The sequence below is a fragment of the Flavobacterium hibisci genome (assembly GCF_020026925.1).
GTDB classification, from domain to species: Bacteria; Bacteroidota; Bacteroidia; order Flavobacteriales; family Flavobacteriaceae; genus Flavobacterium; species Flavobacterium hibisci.
Map to the genome: position 1 here is coordinate 61,754 of NZ_JAIQDW010000010.1, position 23,790 is coordinate 85,543.

The 23,790-nt window shown below is 31.6% G+C and carries 17 protein-coding genes; 1 reads left to right on the top strand and 16 read right to left on the bottom strand.

Features of this window, described 5'->3' with window-relative positions; translation table 11 throughout:
- Positions 1-2 precede the first annotated feature (2 nt).
- The 15 genes from K8B81_RS11795 to K8B81_RS11860 form a co-directional block, all read right to left on the bottom strand.
- The gene (locus K8B81_RS11795; protein ID WP_223681716.1) at positions 3-566 is read right to left on the bottom strand and encodes a WcaF family extracellular polysaccharide biosynthesis acetyltransferase; all 564 of its coding nucleotides are present in this window, start codon (positions 564-566) and stop codon (positions 3-5) included.
- A complete protein-coding gene (locus K8B81_RS11800) occupies positions 553-1,140 on the bottom strand; it encodes an acyltransferase (protein ID WP_223681718.1) in 588 nt (195 codons plus the stop codon). Before K8B81_RS11800 ends, K8B81_RS11795 begins: the two co-directional genes overlap by 14 nt.
- Positions 1,141-1,554 (bottom strand): glycosyltransferase, encoded by a 414-nt coding sequence (locus K8B81_RS20965; protein WP_262902719.1) that lies wholly within the window; start codon positions 1,552-1,554, stop codon positions 1,141-1,143.
- On the bottom strand, positions 1,493-2,251 hold the full coding sequence (locus K8B81_RS20970; RefSeq protein ID WP_262902720.1) for a glycosyltransferase: 759 nt from the start codon (positions 2,249-2,251) through the stop codon (positions 1,493-1,495). The genes K8B81_RS20965 and K8B81_RS20970 overlap by 62 nt, the downstream gene beginning before the upstream one ends.
- A 106-nt stretch (positions 2,252-2,357) precedes the next feature.
- Positions 2,358-3,590: a hypothetical protein gene (locus K8B81_RS11810; RefSeq protein WP_223681719.1), complete on the bottom strand. Its 1,233-nt coding sequence runs from the start codon at positions 3,588-3,590 to the stop codon at positions 2,358-2,360.
- Positions 3,587-4,753 (bottom strand): glycosyltransferase, encoded by a 1,167-nt coding sequence (locus K8B81_RS11815; RefSeq protein ID WP_223681720.1) that lies wholly within the window; start codon positions 4,751-4,753, stop codon positions 3,587-3,589. The genes K8B81_RS11810 and K8B81_RS11815 overlap by 4 nt, the downstream gene beginning before the upstream one ends.
- Before the next feature lie 124 nt (positions 4,754-4,877).
- Positions 4,878-5,549: a CatB-related O-acetyltransferase gene (locus K8B81_RS11820; protein WP_223681721.1), complete on the bottom strand. Its 672-nt coding sequence runs from the start codon at positions 5,547-5,549 to the stop codon at positions 4,878-4,880.
- A 27-nt stretch (positions 5,550-5,576) separates the two neighbouring features.
- Positions 5,577-6,467, bottom strand: coding sequence for a glycosyltransferase family 2 protein (locus K8B81_RS11825; RefSeq protein WP_223681722.1), 891 nt, complete (start codon positions 6,465-6,467; stop codon positions 5,577-5,579).
- Between the two features lie 9 nt (positions 6,468-6,476).
- Positions 6,477-7,568, bottom strand: coding sequence for a polysaccharide pyruvyl transferase family protein (locus K8B81_RS11830; RefSeq protein ID WP_223681723.1), 1,092 nt, complete (start codon positions 7,566-7,568; stop codon positions 6,477-6,479).
- Between the two features lie 74 nt (positions 7,569-7,642).
- Positions 7,643-8,959 carry a Coenzyme F420 hydrogenase/dehydrogenase, beta subunit C-terminal domain gene (locus K8B81_RS11835; protein WP_223681724.1) on the bottom strand — a complete coding sequence of 439 codons (1,317 nt, stop codon included), beginning with the start codon at positions 8,957-8,959 and terminating at the stop codon, positions 7,643-7,645.
- Positions 8,959-10,479 carry an oligosaccharide flippase family protein gene (locus tag K8B81_RS11840; RefSeq protein ID WP_223681726.1) on the bottom strand — a complete coding sequence of 507 codons (1,521 nt, stop codon included), beginning with the start codon at positions 10,477-10,479 and terminating at the stop codon, positions 8,959-8,961. Before K8B81_RS11840 ends, K8B81_RS11835 begins: the two co-directional genes overlap by 1 nt.
- Before the next feature lie 81 nt (positions 10,480-10,560).
- Entirely contained in the window at positions 10,561-11,646 is a 1,086-nt protein-coding gene (gene gmd / locus K8B81_RS11845; RefSeq protein WP_223681727.1) for a GDP-mannose 4,6-dehydratase, read from the bottom strand.
- Between the two features lie 77 nt (positions 11,647-11,723).
- Positions 11,724-12,674, bottom strand: a complete 951-nt coding sequence (locus tag K8B81_RS11850) for a GDP-L-fucose synthase family protein (RefSeq protein WP_223681728.1) — start codon at positions 12,672-12,674, stop codon at positions 11,724-11,726.
- Positions 12,675-12,679: 5 nt separating this feature from the next.
- Complete coding sequence (locus K8B81_RS11855; RefSeq protein ID WP_163400491.1) at positions 12,680-13,105, bottom strand: adenylyltransferase/cytidyltransferase family protein; 426 nt, start codon at positions 13,103-13,105, stop codon at positions 12,680-12,682.
- A 38-nt stretch (positions 13,106-13,143) separates the two neighbouring features.
- Entirely contained in the window at positions 13,144-13,761 is a 618-nt protein-coding gene (locus K8B81_RS11860) for a hypothetical protein (protein ID WP_223681729.1), read from the bottom strand.
- Positions 13,762-14,360: 599 nt separating this feature from the next.
- Between K8B81_RS11860 and K8B81_RS11865 the strand changes: the two genes are divergently transcribed.
- Complete coding sequence (locus K8B81_RS11865) at positions 14,361-15,326, top strand: T9SS C-terminal target domain-containing protein (protein WP_223681730.1); 966 nt, start codon at positions 14,361-14,363, stop codon at positions 15,324-15,326.
- 171 nt (positions 15,327-15,497) lie between these two features.
- Here K8B81_RS11865 and K8B81_RS11870 read toward each other — a convergent pair whose 3' ends face one another.
- Positions 15,498-23,759, bottom strand: a complete 8,262-nt coding sequence (locus K8B81_RS11870; protein ID WP_223681731.1) for a CARDB domain-containing protein — start codon at positions 23,757-23,759, stop codon at positions 15,498-15,500.
- Positions 23,760-23,790 lie beyond the last annotated feature (31 nt).

Below are 23,790 nucleotides of genomic sequence, written 5' to 3' on the forward strand. Positions count from 1 at the left end.
ATTTACCAACGATCTTTAATTAATTTAGCAGGATTTCCTCCGTAAATCTTATTTGGTTCTAAAGGTTTAGTAACCACACTTCCTGCAATAACAACTGTATCTAAACCGATAATCACATTAGGTGCTACGAAAACATTTGCCCCTACCCAGCATCCATCCTCAAGAGTTATTATACCATTTCTATAAGGCATAGAAGGCACTTTGTAATCATGATTTCCTCCACACAAAAATGCCCGCTGACTGATACAGACATTATTACCAATTTTCAAAAACTCAAAATTTAGCAAAAATGCTTCTTCACCAATCCATACACTATTACCTATTTGTAATTTCCATGGAAAGTGAATATTTACCCTAGGCTTAATTATTACTCCTTCTCCAACTGTTGCACCAAAATAACGTAATAAAGAACATTTAAATTGCGAAGGGTAAGGTAATGCTGAAAGAAAAAAGAACATTTTGATTATATACCAAAATATTTCTTTGTATTTTGAAACACCCCTATTAAGACCAACACTTGGATCAAACTGATCAAGTCTGGTATGTGATATATTAGAATTTGTCATTAGATTCTAATTTGATAGGTTTATTTCTTACATTTTTAAGTATAGGCCCATCTAACATCTGGGAATGATGATATTCATCTTCATCAGAAGAAAATCTCTTTTTTATAAATTTTGCTGGTATGCCACCAAACACGCAAAATGGCGGTATGTCTTTTGTAACTATTGAACCTGCAGCAATTATTGCTCCATCACCTATAGTCACACCAACCATTACAATTGTATTAGCCCCTAGCCAAACATCTCGTCCTATAATAGTTCTCTTTAATATTGGTCTACCAGAAAATGTGGTTGGTAGACCTGGTATATCATAGTTATGATCTGCCCCAATTATCTGTACATTTTGTGCCAACATACTATATCTACCAATTGAGACACCAGGATAAATCAAACAATTATTTCCAACATAAGTATATTCATTTGCCACAAAATCTTTACTTATTTTACAATTTCCGCCTATATTAAATGTTTGGTGAACATGTTTTAATCCATATACATATCTAACAAAAAGGCGTTTAAAAAATCGATATGAAAGAGCTAAAGCATCATGCTCTTTTAATTTTAAAATAATACTCATTTATGAAATTTTATTATTTAACAAAACCGATTCAAAAATTTTTAATTGATTATTTGGATTATAGAATTTATCAATAATTGCATAACAATCCTCTGCAATTGATTGAGTTTTAATTGGGTTTTCCGACAACCAACTATCAATAACCTGAGACAAACTCTCTATACTATTGTATTTATACAAATCTCCATTAACACCCTTAATAATTGACTCTACCTCTGGCATTTGAAGATTTAAATTATCATGTGAAATTACAGGAGTTCCATATGACAAACTGTGTATTGCTGTTAAACCTACTTCGCCCGGAGTAACACAAAGATCTGCATACATTAATGCATGACTATTTATTTCTTCATCATAAATAGCCCCTAAAAAAGAAATATTTTTTTCTAACTTCTTTTTTTTTGGATAGTTCAACTAAATTTAACATTTCTTCACCATCACCAATTATAAGTATATTAAAAAAGTTTTTTTTATACTTATTCCTTAAATTATCTTGGGCTTCTATTAACATATCAAGTCGTTTAGTATAATTTAGCCTGCCAATAAAAACAATAATTGGTGTAGTTTTATCATTAAAGTATTTAACTCGGTAATCAAATATTTCTATTTGTTCAATTTCTTTTCTAAATTCAAAACTTTTTTTATAATCTAAAGAATTATATATTATATTAATGTTTTCTGCTGGCTTAATTCTATACTTATTTAAAATTTCGAATGATCTGTTACCGTATAAAAAAAATCCATTAGCTATTTTATAAAAAACAAAAAGTTTCAAATAATCAATTAAGGTAATTTTATCTTTATAAACACCATGCATCCAATAAAAGACCTTCTTTCTTCTTAATCTAGCTATCATTGCCGCGATCCATGTAGAAATATGATATGGTGAACCTAAAAAAATAAAAGAATCATAATCTTCAGAAAGAACAACTTTTATTAGATCAAATTGCCATAAAAATTTATTTTTAAAGAGCCATTTATTTTTCAAAAATTTCCATCGTAAACCACCACTATCTATTGGCAAAATTGATAGGGAAACATCTATCTTTTTAATGTCTATCTCACTATCAATTCCAGAATAAATAGTAAACTCAATTTTTTTTGACTTCATCAACTGTTGAAAAATGGGTAATCGATACAATGCCAAATAGTGGTAAATGATTGCTGATTTATGCATAAAATTCTCAATAATAATTAAGTCTAAAATCTTTATTTTATTATTCTACTTTAATTTTTGAATAATTGATATTTTTTATTAATCCATTATTTTTTAAGTTCATAATAAAGGCTAGAAAAACTATGGGAACATATTTAATATATGCATAGGGATGGCCTGAACTGTAAGTCGATACAACATTATAAATACATAATAGAACGGCAAATAATGAAATCGTATTTTTTAATTTAAAAAAAGATTTTATAGGGTAAATTACAACAATATATAGATACAAAATAAATCCGGTTATACCCATATCCAAATAAGATTGTAATAGAGGGTTATCAATCCATCTTATCATATATCCGCCACCCACAATATAGTTAAAAAAAACAAACTCATTACTAATGTAATTAAATGCCCATTCTCTAGATTTATAACGAGAAATTGCAGATCCAGTAGAATCTTTTACGTCCGTATCTCCTAAAATATTAAGCACTCCATTATAAAAATCTAAACTAAATTTATCTAATAATTTTTGAAGTTCACCAATATTAATATAGGCTATCAATAATAAAATAATAAGAAGTGAAAAAATCTTAAATGACTTAATAAATATTTTTTTATCTATAATACCCGTCTTATATAAATATAAGGCAATAATCAATAGCAAAACAAATATTGGTGTCCTCTTAGTAGACATAAATATTACATAAATATCTAAGATTGAAAATAATAGTAATAGTACTTTTAGTAATTTATTTCTAAGATTCAGACAAAGAATACAAACAAAATTAATTATTGCTCCGTTAGCGGCAGTAAAAGCTTCAAGTGCATAATTTTCATTATCTTGCTTAAGCTCCCAAGCTTCTTCTCCAGAAATAAGACCTTTCCACATAAAAAATGCTCCAAAACAAGTACATATACAAGAAATAATAAAAGTAATTAAGATAACACTATTGTAATTAGAGTTATTGTCATTGCTAGATAAAGCTATAATAAGAGCAAGGACATAAAGATGAAAACTGAGAAACTGTGAAGTTAGTTCATTTGAAAATACTCCATATATTAACATCAGTACCTGTAAGATAATAATTAAGGTAAATGTCTTGTTGTAAGAAGGCAGTTTCCCTAAAAGTAAATTTCTATAAGAAATTATTAAAACTACAGAAGCAAACATGAATATTGGAGACCACTCAGTAAAAGGATATAAAAAATTACAATACATTCCCAGTGGAACTCCAATTATACTTAATGAAATACCTAAATAAGTGCAAAATTTCTTTATTCTCATTTTAAATACTTAAGTAAGGTGGTTGCAAAAAAGACATTACTATGCTTAGCTACAAAATCAGAAGATAAATCTCTATTAACAATGCAATTAGACAGCAATTCAATACCACTTGCAATATCAACTGCAGTGGGTTTATTAATTAGCAATCCTAATTTGTTGTCTTTAACTATATCACCAATCAAACCATTGTATGGAGCGATTACACATTTATTCAAACTAGCAGCATGCCCTAAAATCCCACTTGAAGCTTCCGGGTTTTTATAAGGCATTAATACTGCAAAAGATTGCATAAAAAGTGATTTTAACCGTTCGTTTGACACAAAAGAATTATCAAAAACAATAGTGAAGTTTGTATTCTTTAATACTGCTAATTTCTCTAAGATAAGTTTTTCAACATCAGGCTTAGCTCTACCCACAATTAAAATAGCATATTCCCCAGTTTCATTTTCTTGCAACAAATCAATAGCTTCAATGATTTCAAAGGTGCCTTTTCTGTGATCGATTGCTCCAGGATGTAATAAAACTTTTTTGTGTTGAGGAATTTTATAATATTCGTATAAATTAAATCCTGCTTCTTGATCATATTGCGGTATTGGATCTGGAAGCATTTTAAATTTATTCGTATTAAACTTTTTATTTAAAAAAGCAGTTGTTTTATCGTCATTTAGTACAAAAACTGTCTTAATTTTTGAATTTCTGCTATATAATTTTGTTATTAAATATTTTCGATAATACTTTAATTTCTCAGAAAACGTATTTTTTTGCATTCGATAAAATTGCAAAAATAAAATTCCGCTTATTTCAAAACTGTACCTTTTAAAAATTAAAGCTAATTGAAAAATATTAAAATAAAGCAAAAGAACTTTTTGGGCGTTAAATTTTTTAGCATACGAGTCCACTATTGCCAGTTCTTTAAATGAACGCTTATATAGTGGTAAGCTTTGAAAAAAATCACATTGTTTTTTTGGAATAAATTCCCATACAATTGAAGGATTGCCCTTGGTTTTATCAACAATATTAAAAAACTGAATCTTGAATTCCTCTGACACAATAAAATAAAAAATCTCTTTTGATTCAGACTTCAAAAGATAATCTACCAAATGTGAAATATATTCTGAATGATGACCAGTTATAGCTGAATCATATATTATTCTATTATTCATTAATTATCTTCCTTATAAATTTAGCAGGATTTGCTCCTAAAATTTTATCACTACAATAGATTATTATACACTATTAAAGCTTTACTTTATTCCTAAGACAAACATTATACTTTTGTAAATATAGTTACAACTTCTTTGCATAATCTATTCTAAAATTATTCATCAAATTTTCAATATTATGAAACAAAAAATAATTATTTTTTAAAAAATCAGTCTCTTTATCCCACCATTTAAATTCCTTTAAAAAAGCAATTTCGTCATCTTCAAATCTGGTTTTTATTTCTCTAGCTGGCACACCTCCAACTATAGTAAAAGCTTCAACATCCTTACTTACAACAGATCCGGAAGCAATTACTGCTCCATCACCAATTTTAACTCCACCCCTTATAATTACATTAGCACCAATCCATACATCATTTCCCACTATTGTATCATTATATTCTTTAAAATAAGATTTTTTATCAAAAGTATAACCCATTCTGGAAGTATCACTATAAAATACAGGATGAACAGAAACAAAATCTTTTACAGGATGTTCTGCTAATCCAATTTGAACATTGGGACCAATACAACAAAATTTACCAACTTTACAATTATTGACAGAAGTATTTTTAGCAACATATGAATAATCCCCGAAACTTGAATTTGTTACAATTGCATTTAATAAAAAATTATAACGTCCAAATTTACAATTATTGATTTTAACATTTCCTGACCATTTTAAGGTTGGATTTTTTTTCTTAACCTTATAATTTATTATAGCCTGTTTTATATTTAAATATAAATCTTTAAACATAAACTTTAATATATATATAAACATAGATTATTTTATATTGAAAAATTTAGCATTCACTTTTTTTATAAAATTGATTTTTTTTCTAGATAAAAAAGCAATTATTATATATATGTAGAAATTATTAAACTTATTTTTTAAAAACTGAGAAGCTTCAGTGTCTTTATACTTGACTCTTTTCTTGTATGATTTATATATGACTTCAGAAATTATCAATTTCTCGTAAAAACCTTTATCCTGATAATCTGCATAATATGAAAACTCTCTTTTCAGTGGAGATAATTTTTTACTTAATGTGTTGAACTCGCATATATAATTTAAAACAATTTTGGGAGAGTAAGCAATTTTATAAATCCTGAATAACCTAAGAATTAACTCTAAATCCTCGTATAAACTTATATCCGTATTAAAAAAGCCAACCTCCAGAAAACAACTTTTTTTAACTACCATTGATCCTGTACGAGGAAATACTGTCGTATCCCATAAAGCTTTAAAATTATTCTTTACTAAAAACTCTTCTCTACCTTTACAATATATATATTCCGTTTGATCTGGGTTTATAACTTTGAAGTTGGCAACAAAAACTGATGCATTTTTATATTTTTCTATCAAATCAATGAAAACAGATAAGCAAAAATCAGAAATGATATCATCAGCATCTAAAAAAAAGATATATTCAGTACTCGAAATTTCTACACCATAATTTCTTGCTTCAGAAACGCCACCATTTTTTTTAGTTACAATTTTAATTCGATCATCATCAAATTCAGATAAAACTTTTAGGCTATTATCTGTTGATCCATCATCGATTATTAGTAATTCAAAATTTTTAAATGCTTGGTTTAAAACTGAATCAACTGTCGCTTTAATAGAATCTTCTTTATTATAAAGCGGAATTATTACTGATATTTGCGGAACCATATTCAAAATCTAAATATTTTTTTTAAAAAACTCTTTTGAATTTAAACGATAATCCGACAACCTGGAATTTATGTCATGCCAATCAATTTCATCATTCAAAAGGCTAATATTTAAATCATCATGTTTAAGTATAAATCTATGCTCCAGACCAAACATCCTAAAAAGCGATTTAAAGCGGGACAAGCCTCTACCTGGATTTCCGTAAGCAATGAAAGGTTTATTGAACAGTATTGAGAAAACTGTTCCATGAAAAGAATCTGTAATTACAAATTTAGCGTCTTGAAATCCTTTTAACCACGAGGTAACAGGAGGGTATATTCTGTCTTCAATTTTATCATTTGAATTTACAGACTTGACATTTACAGAAAATAAAACTCCTCCTATGTGATTTACAATTGTATCTATTGTTTTTTGTCTATCATTGTCAATATCAAGCATATACACCAAAATATCCCCATTGCTTTTTGGCTCTTTTTCTATATTAACCAAATTAATATATTCTTCAATTTCTAATAACATAGTCGGATCAATATGATGTTCAGCTAAAACATCAAAATTTTCTTTACACAACTGAATTGAAGAATCTTCCCTTACAGAAATCGCATTGAATTTTGATAACAATTCCGAAATTTGTGTTGTGATTTTTTCAGAATGTCCCCACGTATCTTCACCAAAAGAAGCGGCATATGACATTTTTTTAATTTCTGATTCATTCAAGAAATCGAAAAAATAGTTCATTGAAAAAGCCTTTGTATATTCCAATCTCCATACCTGGTCACTCCCTACAATCACAACATCCAGATTAAGTTTATCAACTGCATTCTTTAACTTGCTTTCTGAATTTAATATTTTAGTTTTATTAAAATATTTATTGATGAAAAATGAAGTGTGCTTTCCTATCTCTTTTTCGATATTTATTTTTTTTCTAAAAAATATTCTTTTTATTATTTCTTTCAAATGATCCAAATAGTTCTTATTCCATTGTCTGTCCAACAGAATTACTTCATGCCCCATGTTATTCAAATACTTTTGGAGAGCATAAGCTTGTAGTATTCCTCCATAATTTTTATGCAAAGGAAGCGTTAAAATCCCTATTCTCATATTTAGTTTTTATGCTGTGGTTTTGTTATCACCTTATAAAGTCTTTGTAATAAATTTTTATAATAAAAGCTATATCACCCTTTTAGCTTACGACAAGCTTTTGTTAGAAATGACAATACCATAAGTTTATTCTTCATTTTATGATTAAAAGTGTTTAAATTTGGATTGTTTTTCCAGTATTCTAAACTTTTTCTTCTCGTTATTAACCTTTGTATCTGAACTAATGCATACATAAAGCTAATTGATTTAGATACTCGTTTTCTAAAATATGGCAATTTTTTTTCGCCAATTGTCACAGCTAATTTCTTTCTAAATTCTATTGCGTTTTGCCTGTGTTTAAAACTAGAACTTTGAGATTCAATAATTCTTTCCTTTGCTATCGAAACAACAGAAAGTACCCCTCTCTGCACCCCACTTTTTATCAAATCATCAGCAATAAAGCTACGTGTAACAATTACACTATTGCCCATTCCATCAGAACGATACTCAGGTAGCCATGCATCTCCCAGCGAAATATCAGCTAATTCTGTAAGCACATCTGTACAAAATTCACAAGCATATGCTTTAAATAAGCCAGTACCCCACATATCCCCAACAGTAGACATCTTAATTTCGTGAAACTTAGAATTATTATCGTAAGCTCCAAACGAATAATCTAAAGCAGTGCTTTTATTATCTTTTATTCTGTACTCCTGATTGCGATAATCACTATTAATCCCTGACTTTTGAGCTAAGAAATCAGTAAAAAATCTACTTTTCCAACCTCCGCATATGATACCTACCAAGAATGGGATTTTTTCCTTAAGTTGAGGATGATAATGCTGTTTAAGACGGATCGCTTTAATAAAACATGCCACGCCAGATATCGCAATTTTACCTTCAATATTATCGATTTGTAAAAATAATTTCTCCAGAGTAACTGGAATATATCTAGTTTTTGAAACAGCCTTAATGTCCTCAGGATTGTTGAACAACTGATATTCATATGTTCCTTCTATCTCTTTAACAATAAATAAATGATCTACGATTTTTTGCTTAAGTAATTCTTCAAATATATATGTTGCGATACCACCTGAAGAAGATGTTTCCCTGTGTTGAATGCTATAACCTGCATAACAGTTCTCAAAATGCCCTATTTTATCATCATACTTGGTTGAATTTTCAAGAAAAATTTCACCTAATTTATCTTCATCCTTTACCTCTTCCTCGGGGTTAGAATTGAAGGGACACACTTTAAGAACATCATTAGATATATCATTGTTTGTTGCCACAGGAACTAAAAATCCAAACTCATCCCATTCCATTCTTAAATCGCCTTTAGATTCAGAAATGCAGACTCCACATCCAGTACATAAATTATTATTAAAAATAGAGTTTTTGTAAGTTTTCATTATTTTTTTAATTGATTTTTAATCAAATTAAATATTGCAGCTTTCTCATTTTTTCGTAATCCTACGAAAAATATTACCAAAAAATTAATGATTATTATAATAGATGTCACATACAAACATTCAAAAACATTTGTTGATTGTCCTAAGTATAAGTAAAGACAATATAATACAAGAAGACTGATGAAGGAAACAAATAATACCGGGACAATTACATTATTTAAAAATGATAAAATATCTAAATTAATCATCTTCTTTAAAAAAACCAATCTTAATACTAATGTGACAACAGACAGCGTAATAGAGGTATACAAAAAAAATGTTGGCCCGAATGAATTTGTAAAGCCTATATAGTTAATTGGAAGATTTAAAAATAATGTACTCCCAACAACAATTTGGTACCACTTTATTTTTCCTGTTGCAAGAGACCCTGTTATAAGAGGCCCTGAAAGACATTCTATCAATAAATTTATTAAAATAAAAATAATAAAAACTACTGTAAACTGTGGCAGCTTTTTTAGCCAGGAAATTAATATAAAATCTATATTGAATATTATCGGACAAACCATTATAAACATTAGAAAATATGAAAATTTTGATGCCTGAAAAATCAGCTTTTGCATTTGTTCTATATTTCCCTGAGCATAACTCTTGTAAATTTGCGGATTAACCGCCAACTGAAAATTTGTAACAAATAGGCTTACTGCACTTTGCACTTGAGACATAATTCCATATGCGGCATTTACAACTGTTCCAAAAAAGAAATTCAACAAAACATTAGTTCCCTGACCTTTAGCTACCCCAGCAATGTTACCAAATAGATTCCATCCACTATAAGAAAAAAGCTCTTTATAAAACTTCAGGTCAGTGTAAAATTTAAATTTAGTTTCTGGAAAATTTCTAAATGAAAATATACAATAGGCTGCCCCTATCAATAAACTAACTGCAAAAATGAGTATAGAATACAATATGAGTTTATCAAAATTTACAATTAGTAAAAAATACACAATTAATAATTTTAAAGTAACTTCAACTATACTCATTAATGCATAAACTTTCATTTTTTCTTTAACAATTATTAATGCATTAAATGGCACCTGAATTACACCTATAAGGGCACTAAAGATTGAAAATTGATACAACCAGCTTACCGCATAAACTCTGTTTACTGAAAAGTTTAATTTATTATTTAAATACCATAATCCAAACGTTTCAGCAACGATAAAAACCAGGATAGCGATACAAACATGTATTATGAGTGTTGTATTAAAAGTTTTATTAAGCTTATGATTATCATTTTTTCCTATATCAATTGCTAAAAATCTTTGAGTAGCTGATGACATTGCAGCATTAAAAAAGCCAAAAAGTGCTACAACTCCACCTACAACACTATAGATACCATAATCATTAATACCCAATACATTTAAAACTACACGTGATGTATATAATTGCACTCCCATTGTTAGGAGCATCCTAAAATAAAGAAAGAAAGTATTCTTTGCTATAGTTTTGTTGTGCGACAATTTAATTTAGTGTAATTCTATTCTTTTTAAAATATAAAGAACAAGTATTTTATATAGATATTTTTTATAATTATTTCAGAACTATCCTATTATTTTAAGGTCACTCTCGACCATTTCTTTCACCAAAGCAGCCAAATCATATTGAGGCTTCCAATCCAATTTTGTTTTTGATTTTGTAGGATCTCCAATTAGCAAATCTACCTCTGTCGGGCGATAATATTCCGGATCTACTCGCACTACTACCTTACCAATTTCCAACTGATAAAGTGGATTATTACAAGATGCTACTTTAGCCACTTCATTTTCGTTTTCTCCTTCAAAAGTCAATGTAACTCCAATTTCTGAAAAAGCCATGATTACAAAATCCCTAATATAAGTTGTAACTCCTGTTGCTATTACATAATCTTCTGGTGTATCTTGTTGTAAAATTCTCCACATTGCTTCGACATAATCCTTTGCATGTCCCCAGTCTCTTTGTGAATTTAGGTTTCCCAGATAAAGGCATTCCTGTTTTCCTTTTGCTATAGCTGCTGTTGCCATAGTAATTTTTCGGGTAACAAAAGTTTCACCACGTCTTGGTGATTCGTGATTAAACAAAATACCGTTACAGGCAAACATGTTATAAGCTTCGCGGTAATTTTTTGTTATCCAAAAACCATAAATTTTAGCAGCACCGTATGGAGAACGCGGATAAAATGGAGAGTTTTCATCATAGAAACCCTTTTCATTTTTATTTTCTGCCATACCACCATAAAGCTCTGAAGTAGAAGCCTGATAAATTCTGGTTTTTTCACATAATCCCAAAATCCTTACTGCTTCTAAAATCCTTAAAGTACCTATACCGTCCACATTTGCTACATATTCAGGAGAATCAAAAGATACTTTTACATGAGACATCGCACCTAAATTATAAATCTCATCAGGCTGTACTTCCTGAATTATTCGAATAATATTAGTAGAATCTGTCAAATCTCCATAATGCAACTTAAAATCTACATGTGATTCATGCTGATCCTGATAAATATGATCAATTCGCTGTGTATTAAAAGAAGATGCACGTCTTTTAACTCCGTGTACCTGATATCCTTTTTCTAATAATAATTCTGCTAAATAAGATCCGTCCTGACCCGTGATTCCTGTTATAAGGGCTACTTTTTGTGTACTCATTTATTGTTTTTTTAGTTACATTTTCTTTTCAAGTTAATATATTACATTCTTAATTCCTAACTTTTATTAATCTAAAACTACATTTTTACTTGTTTAAAAGCATCTTTATTTTCCAAAAACCAATTATACGTCTTTTGGATTCCTTCTTCTAAATTTATTTTATGCTTCCATCCTAAATTATGCATTTTTGAAACATCCATCAATTTTCTGGGCGTTCCATCTGGTTTTGTTGAGTCCCAGATAATTTCTCCTGTATGGCCTGTAATCTTTTGAATGGTTTCTGCCAAATGCTTAATGGTTAAATCTTCACCTGTTCCAACATTATATAAATAATCAGGTAATTTGTTCTCTAAAGCAAAAACAACAGCCTGAGCCATATCATCTACGAATAAAAACTCACGCATTGGCGTACCGCTGCCCCAAAGTGTTACAGGAGCATGATTATTTTCTTTAGCTTCATGAAACTTACGAATCATTGCCGGTAAGACATGAGAGGTGTTTAAATCAAAATTATCGTGTGTCCCATATAAATTGGTAGGCATCAAACTCACATAATCCTTTCCAAATTGATTTCTAATAGCCTGACATGCTTTTACACCTGTAATTTTGGCAATTGCATACCATTCATTTGTAGGCTCTAAAGTATCAGTTAGTAAATAGTCTTCTTTTAAAGGCTGCGGTGCTAATTTTGGATAAATACATGAACTCCCCAAAAAGATAAATTTTTCTATATTATTTTGTAAAGCCGAATCGATCAGATTATTCTGGATTTGCATATTCTCCATAATGAACTGGTAAGGATAATCATTGTTAGCTAGTATCCCACCAACTCTTGCCGCCGCATCAATAATTACTTCGGGTTTTTCTTTAGCTATAAAATCCCGAACTGCCAGCTGATTTCGAAGATCAAGTTCTTTACTCGAAACTCCTATCAGATTTGTAAATCCTTTGTCAGCAAGTATTCTCCAAATTGCACTCCCCACCATTCCTTTATGGCCTGCAATATAAATTTTTGTGTTACTTTTCATTTTATTTAAATTACCTTTAATGCTTCTTTTTCTGCTACTACTTTTCGCAACCCACTACTTGAAAAACGATGATCCCGGGTATTAAAATACAATTCAATTCCCTTTGATTCACAATATTCACGGCCGGTAAAGTTTTTTTCCCGGTATTCGTCTCCTAAAATTCGTACGTCAATTTTAAAAGACCTCAAAATATCTTCTAAATCCTGTTCTGTTGCATAAGGAACAATTTCATCGACGAACTTACACCCTTTTAATTGAATGTAACGTTCTACTACAGTTTGAGTTGGTCTGTTCTTTTCCGGACGATCTAATGTTGGATCTGTTTGTAATGCACAAATTAAATAATCACATTGACGCTTAGCCTCTTCCAGCATTGTAATATGTCCCGCATGAAGTAAATCAAAGGCGCTAAAAGTAATTCCTATTTTCATGATTCTTTTATGTGAAAATATTTTAACAATTCTTTCGCCTAATATGCTGAATCTGCATGGAAACGGTTTTGCCCCAAAGCAACCATAAAACCAAAAGTAAGCCCAAGATTACTCCCTGTTATATCTTTTCCAATCAAACTACCATTGTAATAAATTTTTTGTGATAACGTAGATTTGTAAGTCAGATCTGCAAAAAAGGAAACTTTTTCATTTATAAAAACATAAGGTCTTGCACCAATCAGTAAAGCGCCTATCTTATCGCGATTGAAATATTTGCTTGACATTACTCCTGCACCTGCTCCTGCATGAACCAGTAATCCAAATTGTCCTCCTGTGTTTCTTGACAATTCAATAAGATTGCCCAAATTATAACAAAGTTCTGCACTTCCTATTAACTGATCACTCTTTTGATTTCCATAATTATACTGATCAAAACTTAATAACCCCATAACACCTACATTCTCACTAAACATATAACGGAATCCTCCCTGACCATGAACCAATGCTAACGGTCTGTTTTCTCCAGACGGTGAAATTTGAGTTAAGGGAACAGCCATTCCTACTCCTACTTCCATAAAAAGTTTGTCGTATCTTAATCTATATTGTGCCTGTGAAACTGTCGTAATTAATAATAAGGCTAAAAATATTTTTTTCATAAGTCAGGTAATTTTGGGATTTTTTATTTATAATTATTTTTAAAGTTATTCTTCTCAGTATTTATACATTTCATATATCATATTTAGCGCAATTATCATCACATTTACAATTTTCTAAAAACAAATTATAATTTCTAAATGTTAAAATCAAAATTATAATTTTAAAAATTTATAACAGTATTTTTTCCCTGTAATTTTGAAAATAAATACCTTTGATATACAGCTTCGCTAGTCTAACCCCCATATTTAAGAATTAGAAATAATATAAAATTTGTGCAAATGTATTGACATTTTTTAAATTATATACTTAAAAACACCGCTGTAAAATGAACAATGCTTATACAAAAATACATTAATCTCATTATCAATTACATACAAACCATTACAAATTATAGTCATTTTTGAAATTTAAATCAAAAAATAAATTTAACTTAATTTAAGAACTTAAAAAAATCATATTCGTTTTTTTAGCGTTAAATTTCTGACAATATCTTGGGTGGTAATAATTTTCTTTTAGACAATAATTTGTAATTATTTATAAATTGTCAACAAATACCTAAAGGATAACTTTTAAAATTTAAGTTTATTGCATCGTTATTATGAAAGAATATTTATTTATTTTACTCTTTTTCAGTTTTACAACTTATAGTCAAATTCTAGGATGTACAGATCCTCTTTCAAAAAATTACAATCCTAATGCAACTCTAAACGATGGAAGTTGCTTGTACAAAAAAATCAACATAAAACCTGAATATTCATTTTTTTTGAATGATTCTATTAAAGAAACATCAGGGCTTATTGCTTTTGACCATTTGTTATGGACTCACAACGATGATCATGATAAAACTATTTACGGATTAGACTCATTAGGAAAAATTAAAAAAAGAATAATTCTGAAAAATGCTATAAATCATGACTGGGAAGAGATTTCGCAAGACAGTTCGTATATCTATATTGGGGATTTTGGAAATAATTATTCCGGAAACAGAACTGACCTAAAGATTCTTAAAATACAAAAAAAAACATTTTTAGAAAAAGACCCAATCATTGAAACAATTTCTTTTTCTTACTCTGATCAAACCGACTTTGATAAAAAAAAAGCAAACACAACTGATTTTGATTGCGAAGCTTTTATTATCATAAAAGACAGCATTTATCTGTTTACAAAAAAATGGAAGTCATCAAAAACCAGTATTTATAGTTTACCAAATAAACCCGGAAATCACACAGCACAATTAAAAGAAACATTAGATTCAAGAGGGTTAGTTACAGGCGCTACTTACTTAGAATCAAAAAACCTAATTGCACTTTGTGGTTATTCAACAAAAGGAAAACCTTTCATATATCTCTTGTACGATTTCAAAAATTATGATTTTCTATCAGGAAACAAACGAAAAATAAACCTTAAACTTTCTTTTCATCAAGTAGAAGGAATCACAACTGAAGATGGTTTACATTACTATTTAACCAACGAAGCTCTAATTAGAAAACCTATTCTCAATATCAGACAACAAATACATTATTTCGATCTAAGTTCAATACTGAATTCATATATTAATAAATAATTCGATAATGGAATCATAACAGGTTACTTTTCTAAAATTATGTCCTCTGAATCACTTCTCAAATAAGAACTGTTAATAGAAAGGGATTGAATAATGTTGATTTCCAACTTTTCCTTATAACATAATAATAAAGGGATGAGCAATAATGCTCATCCCTTTATTACATAATTTCTATTTAATGAGAAATTTAACTTTGTACATTTTCTCACTGTTATGTACGATGAGATAATATATTCCCGCTGACTTTAAATTTGTATAAATAGTACTTTTTATACTATCCGAAAGTTCTACCTTATCCTGCTTGTAAACAGCCCGGCCATTTATATCATATATTGCTAATTTAAAAAATCCTTCGTTACCTGACAATGCCAGAGTAAAGGTTCCGTTGTTTGGAACCGGAAACATAATCAAACCGTTTTTGCTATCAACTGGAGTATCAATTGACAACGTTGCATCAACTTTTACTTCTATAGAAATCGTTTTGTTGCAAGATGCTGATGTTGAATATGAAAGTGACAGATTTTGGATTCCCTTTTCATTCCATTTAATGGTCACAGTATTATTTTTTTGTTCCAAAATTTCACCGCCTGTTACATTCCACTGATATGTCCCCATATTCTGCGTTGCTGTATAGGTGGTAATAGAATTTGCTTCGGTAATAATAAGGTCACCGCTTATTTCTGCATAAATAGTAGAAGATTCTACATTTTTATAAACGATTCCTTTTCCTTGTAAACCACTCGATTTTTTGTTCAGTTTTGATAAATCAATTCCAAACGTATGATCTCCGCTTAGTTTTTCGATTCCACTAATTTCAAATTCTTTATCCGAAATTTTAGTCAAAGTCAGTTTTTCATTCGAAACAGAAATTCCTCCCTGCTTGACTAATAAAGCATCTTTTGTAAATGCCGAAGCAGTAATTTCACTGTCAAATGTTACGGCTAACGCATCGGTTTCTGAACAGGTATTGTTTAAACTTAAAGGAGAAATTGCAGCACCAAGATCAACATTATCCAGATATGCTTCTATCTGCACTACGTCGCTTGAGTTTCCAAATTCGTCATAAGCAATGGCTTCAAAAGTATTTTTACCACTATATCCATTTATGGGAATAAAGATTTCTTTCGGCGTTTCCTGATATTGTTTGCTCACTAAAATTCTGCTTTGGGGCGTTATTACATACAATTCTACATTTTGTTTGTTTTCAACTGTGGTAAACGCAACTTGCAAATCGTTGCCCGATGTTATATTATCTGATGTTGAAATTCCTCTGTCCGGCGTTACGCTAAGGTTTGTCGGCTTAAGTGGTTTGTCAAATTTCACCGTCCAGTTTGTACTTGAAGTTCCGCTTCCGAAATTCCCCGAAAGATCCAGGAAATTAAACTGATCAATTACAATTTTATAACCTCCTGCAGTTTGTGTATATGCTCCCAAACCAGAGATCACATAATGTAAATCATCTTGTTTTGTTACGCTAACAATGGCATTCAAATTCAAACTCCCTTTAAATAAATTTACCCAATTTTTATCAAAAGTATTTAATGGTTTGTTTAAAGTAACCAACATTTCTGTTACGTTTTGACTGTTAACAGCACCCTGATATTGTGGTGTAAAACTTTTCACTTCGGGAAGCAGGATATCTACTTTCCATTTTTGAGACTGTACGATTAATCCCTGTGTATTGTCTTCTGCTTTTATCGAAGGCAAATCCACTGTCAATTCATAATCACCGTTTTCTTTGTTATATTCACTTAATCCAACAATAGTATATTTCAGATTATCATCCGTAACAATCGAAATATTATCGAGTGCATTTCCGTTTAATTTCAATTTGTCTCTTGTAAACTGTGCTGGTTTAACTGGTTTATTAAACAGAATTTCAACACTATTTAAAGACTGTGATTGTGTTTGATCGTTCTTAAACTGGACAATTCCCAGTTCACCAATTATCTGAATCCACGAAACACTTTTCCCTTCATTTCCTTCATTTCCTTCCGGATCTTTTATACCTGCACATTGCACGGTTAATTCATAATAGCCTGAGGCAATTGCAATAGTTTTTGTATTTAAAACAAAAGTAGAATCGTTCACTTTTCCTATCAGACTATCATCAAAATTTAGTTTTTTGCCCTGGTGAATTAAAGTAATATTTTGCGATGTAAAAGTATTCGGATCAATCGCTTTATTAAAGTTCACCTGAACAGATTCCAGCACTTTTGTAATGGTCGAAGGGATATTCCCAAACGAAATTACTTTTGGGACATTTGTATTTATTGGTGTATAATAAAGTGTGTATTTCTCTAATCCTGATATTTTATCAAGAAAGTGAAGATTGTTCTCGTATTTGGGTTCTAATCCGTCTTTTAACGTTACAAATGTCTGCCAGAAATTTTCCAGCGGTAATTCAAGTTTATCACTTATTCGCACTACTCTTTCAAGCTTGTATCGATCAGATCCCGGATCTGCCAAATTACCGTAATTCCATCCTGTTTTAGAGGAATTCATGGTTAAAGTCGTCGTTAACTGACTTGGTGTAATAACATTAGAGACTGTCCCAGTGTTTACTTTATAAACCTCATCACTTTCTCCATTTGAATAAAAAATGGCATCCGGAGTATCTTTTGTATCTGCAATATCATTTACTAAGAAATCGCCAACGTTGTCATGTCCTGCCTGATACGCTTTTACGCTTTTTATCAATTCGTGAACATATGATGCTTTAATCAGGCTTAGGTTTTTGTTTCCGTAACTGCTTAAATGTTTGATTTGAAGATCGTATTCAACAAAATGTCCAAGCAATGAACTAGTAAACCACCATTGTCCCAAAGCATTTTTCTGAGGCTCAATATTTCCAAAATCAACATTCAATAAACCTAATTGTTTTGGTTCATTGTTGAAGTTGCTTCCAACAATTTCAAAATCTATTAAAAGCCCTTTTTTGTTTTCTATAATTTCCGGCTGAACAGATTCTACCTGAACATTTTTAGCAATTCCGTAACCTTCATTTTTAATTAACAAGGCCATTTCAGCAGGAACGATTGGCTCGACCTTATCCGTTAAAGGATCATCTCCCAAAATATCACGCTGCATGAAATAATGCATTACTAAGTCGGGACTTGGATTTACTTCAAGTGTTACAGGAAATAATTGAACCGTCACTTTATCACCAGTACCTGGATCTGTATAGGATAATGTTCCGCCAAAAGAATATGATTTTGGCACAGTTGGTGCTGCTTCTTTGGTTGGAATAAAAATAACGGTCCCTGCTTTACTGCTTTGAGGGCCAACAAGTCCGGTTCCGCTCAGGAAAGCGTCTTTGTTGATTTGGAACAAATGCGTCATATCATTTCCGGCCTCGTCTCTGATCAATAAGTCTAAATTAATGTCTTTGATTGTGTTGCCGCTGCTGCCGTTGTTCATCGTTAAAGTTCCTTCAAAAGCTTCTCTGGTCATCGTTACTTTCTGAGAAAATTTAACCGTTACTGTAGCACAAACTGATGATTTAGAAGCGGCTTCATCTGTATATTCTTTGATATCAGCCATATCTTTATTGTACATTTCTTCTGCAGAAATAAAACCTCTTTTTTGATAGTGATCGATTAAAATTTTTCTTGTCCTGTCGTATTCTTCAATATCGTTTTTATTGATGATGTCTGGATATTGCACATTAGGAATTTTGATACCTTTATTCCATGCTTCGACTGTTTTATTCCATCTGCTGCAGAAATTATCTATTTCCTGATTGGTAATATCACTGCCGGAGAGATTCGCTTTTATTCTGGCAACATCTGCAGCTGTAAAGTCTTTTTGAGCATCAAGACTAATCGAAACTTCTTTCATAAAAGCATGAAAATAGGTGCTTTGTAATATTCTGTCGTTGCCCAGATATGCCTTTAATCTGTTTGTTAATGCATTTTGCGCATTGTCCATGATATAAAAATCATTGTACATCGTATCTAAAAAGCTATTATTAGCCGATTTACCTGACGAAACCACATCATAAATACAGGTTTTAAGTACTGATACCATACCAAAAATACAGCCCGGAGGTCCCGGAATACATCCACCAAGCGCAATTGCCTGGTTTACTCCGTCTCCGTTTACGGTTGCAAGCCCTAAAAGACATCCGGCAACGTTTAAAGCCGGAACAGGTACACAACCAAACACCATTCCTATTACTGACGTAATACAAGGATTATCACACACTGTAGGAAGTGCCGTGATGATGTTGCCAAAAGCATTTCCTATTGGAATTAAAGGCCCAAATCCACCACCGTTAAAATTAGGACTTCCGCCTCCGGTTGTCGGTGCACTTGGAGTAGAACAGGTCAATACGTAATACGGTTTGAATGCCGCAATGTCCTGCTCTGTTTCGCAAACATAAGTTCCTTTTGTAATTAAATTATAACTACAGGTTTGATTGGCACTGGCACTTTTCGAACTGGATACAGGTCTTGTAATAAGCACCGGAATAATAATTGAGGTTTTAGGATTTAAAACATCAAATTTTTCAATCATTAGCTTAAAGTTGAAATCTCCCTGACTGTCTATATTTACCTTCACATTTGATAAGGCGATTAATCCGTGATTGGTGACAGTAACATAACTCATTCTGCTTTCGCCTACATTTAGATTTAAAACCGGATTATCAATATCAATTACAATTACAGGTTTTGGTACGTTTGTTTCAAATTTCACCACCAAATCTGACTGGTACTGATCTTCAATTTCTGTTGGCTTAACTACCCATTCGTAACTTACAGCCTGATAAGAAATAAATACTTTTTGTGTCGTTACTTTTCCCGGATCTATTAGTAAATTATTTTGGTAAGAGTCATGTTTATCTGCCGTTACCGTTACGGTATAATAACCCTCAGGAATTTGCGGAGTCTGGAAAATTCCGTTATCATCTGTAATTCCTTCTGCTAAAATAACCCCCGAAAAAGGATGACGAACTACTACTTTTGCTCCTTTTAAATGTGGAGCTTTTTCGGTGTTATAGGTATATTCATCAACCACATCGATCAATAAAGAACCTGTAGATTCAGAAACAGTTTCTATTTTAAAAGGAATACTAATTCCGCCCCCGTTTGAAGGATTCAGCGCCAAACTTCCTGATAAGGGTACATTTAACTGCTGTTTGTCTGTTGGTGCTAATTCCAGTATTATTTTGACAATTTCATTTGGTGCAATCTTTTCAATAACAGGCGGACTTTTTAATTTCATCCAGTCTAGTTTTGGCAAATCAACCTTAACATTTTCTGCATTTACACCTCCCGAATTTGAAACAGAAAGTTCATAATAACGAGAAGTGCCTTTAATCATCGTGGTATTGATGCTCACCGGATTTGCAATTAATTTTGCCGATTGCGCCTTGCAATGATAAAAAGCCAGTCCGGCCAGTTTTGCTCCTTCATCTGATGAAATCGTAAAATTGATGTTGTAATATTTTTGTTCTGCCGAAGCTTTATCTGTCAGAATCATATAGGATAAAATACTTTCCTGTCCTGCAGACAAGGTTAAAGGATCAGTTTGAATTGTAAATCCGGCATCTGCTGGAAGTTCAATTTTTATGTTAGTTAATGTCGTTTTAGTATTATTCTTTAATCTGAATTCTCCCTTATAAGGCGTTTGTGTAACAACATCCCACTTTAAAAAATCTGTTGGTTTATTAGTCCATTCAAAACCAACAATATCAAATTCTGCCTGCGTTGCATTAACAGTCCCCGGATATCCTGCGCTCAAAGCATAATGTCCGCTTTCTGCTTCTAATGGTTCAAAATCGTAAGCAAAATTTCCTGATGCATTTGTTTTTACGATAAACGAGCGAACAAAAGTTCCGTTTGCAATGGTGATTTCTACTTCTTTATTTGCTGCTGCCGAATTGTTCAGCATTTTTGCCGATCCTGTAATGTGAACGATCTCTGCCGATTTATACACTGTTTTTGTTACCGCTGCAATTGCAGAATAACTGGCGTTCAGTTTAATCGCAGCAAAAGTTTCGTTATTAGCAAGGGATAATTCGTTTAGTTTCTGATCACGGTTAACCGTTGCAATTATAAAATAATTACCCGCCTGCTGCGGCAGTTTAACCGATTGTTTTAGGTTAATGCCTTTTCCTGATTCAATATCATTAGTAACATCAATACTGGATAAAAGAATTCCGTTTTTAACCTGTTTGTCTTTCGAAAGAAAAAATTCAACCTTTGATCCTTTGGTAAAAGAAGCAAATCCCTGATTGGTTACCGTCACCTCAATTTCGATATTTTCACCTCCGCCCGTTTCAGATACCGTATTTACGGAGCTAATGATAGCGTCAGGCTTATTTTGATCTGTAACTAATATCCACGAAAAACCAGATGCAAAACTGTCGGCTTCGGCTGCTAAACGTACCGTTTGATCGCCTGTTTTTGTTACATCAATTTTAGTGCTTATCCAAACTTCTGTACTTTCACTTCCAACCGGAATTGTGACAGTTGCAGGCATTGTAACAATTGTTGGTGAATCACTTGATAGCTTTACTACAATTGGTGTTGATGTATCGACCGTATTTCTGGCAACTGTAATTTTGGCTACATTCTCTGCCCCTGCTTTTACCGTTGATGGATTTGCTTTAAGGATTAAAGTTGGTCCATTACTGTCCAGAATAGTGATGTTTTTGCTGATTGTACTTCCACCGCTTCCGGCTGGAACGGTACAATTACAGGATGAAATATACACTTCGGCGGCAACGTTTACCGTTTTCGTACCATCTACAATTCCGTTGTTTATCGCACCAATATTAAATTTTTTCTGATTAACATTGGCAGGAAAATCAATAACATCCGGCAAAATCAAGGCGTTTGCAATACTTGGTTTTAAACGAATATTGGTCGCAATATCCGATTTGTCTAAACGTTTAATGGTGGCATAAGTCGCATAAACGCCATCGGCTTTTGAAATTGTTGTTGGACTTATTTCCAGTTCAAAACCCGGAATATTGGAACTTTTTAAAACAACTTCTGTATTTCCTGCCTGAAAACCTTCAGCTCTCAAAGTCACTTTTCCAGTTACCGTGGCTTCAGGAATTTTATTATTTTTTACATTTATATCGAAAGAAAATGTTTTGCTTCCCGCAGGAAGTACAATTTCTGCCGGAACAGTCCAACGTGAATTCTGGTCTGCCGAAATCGTAAATTTTGTATCAGTACTTTTCGCAAAATCACTTTCTAAAGTGACCGTAATGAGATCACCATCTGTTGCAGAAACTTTTGAAGGCGTTAACGTTATGAGCGAAAATTCATTATCAATAATTTCGATATCATCAGAAACTGGTGTATAATCATTTCCCGACAGCGTTAATTTTACAATTCTGTTTCCGTCAGTTACCATATTATCTGTTGGTTTAATGTAAAACACAACAGACGATTGATCTTTTGCAATTTTTACTGTTGCATCAAATCCTAATTGACCCAATTGAGATGCTAGAATATCATAGGTTTTATCCGTGCTTCTGTCGCCGCTCTGCGTTAAGGTTGCACGAATAACTTCTGTCGAATTTTCGGCAATACTTTTCTTGTCTAAAGTTAAGAACAATACTTTTTCTAAGACAATAGCATTCGTAGCCGTAATTTTATTATTGGCTTTTAAACTTTCTGGTTCTTTTACCGAAGTATTGGCAATCAGGTTAATTTTGACTTTTACATTTCCGTCAATTCCTAAAACTTTAGGCAGATTAAAAGTCGCATTTCTGCTTACGGATTTCTTTTTGTCTAAATCCTCATTGTACAAAACCGTTCCCAGATTATATTCTAAACCTGTCGCATCAGATACTATACTAACTTGTTCTATCCATCCGCCAGAAGCAATTTTTTCTCCGATATTATCAACGTTCCATGCAACCGTAATTTTTCCTTCGGGAGTGATTTTTGTTTCACTTGCCATTATACCAGAAATGGTTAAATCCGGAAATTGTGCCGTTGCAATTGTTAGTATCCCGTTTGTATGGTTTGAACCAATATCAACCGCATTTTTAGAACTTAAAACAGCCGTGGAAAGACTCAGATTGTACGTTTGGCCTTCTGTATAATTTAAAGGTATTTCAATAGGTATTTCTAATAAGGCACCACTATTTCCTTTAAAAGATTCTCCTGTAAGCGAAAGAATGATAAAATGGTAATTTTGTGGATTATTCTTTTCGATATTGACATAAATGGCATGATCGCCTTTTCTGCTTTCGATGATTTTGCCTTCTTTTTCAGAAACCAGTAATCCCTGCGGAACGGTCAGTGTAAATTCGGCTCCAACAACTTCAGCTGCGTTTGTAAGGTCAATTATTATTTTGGACTTATCTCCTGGTCCGGCAGCTGTGTTTAGCACTTTCAGGCTGTTTTGTCCAAAAGTAAGCGTTGCAAAAAATAAAGATATAAATACAAGAAAAAGTTTAATTTTCATGGGTTCGGGTTTGTTATATATCATTTCGTTC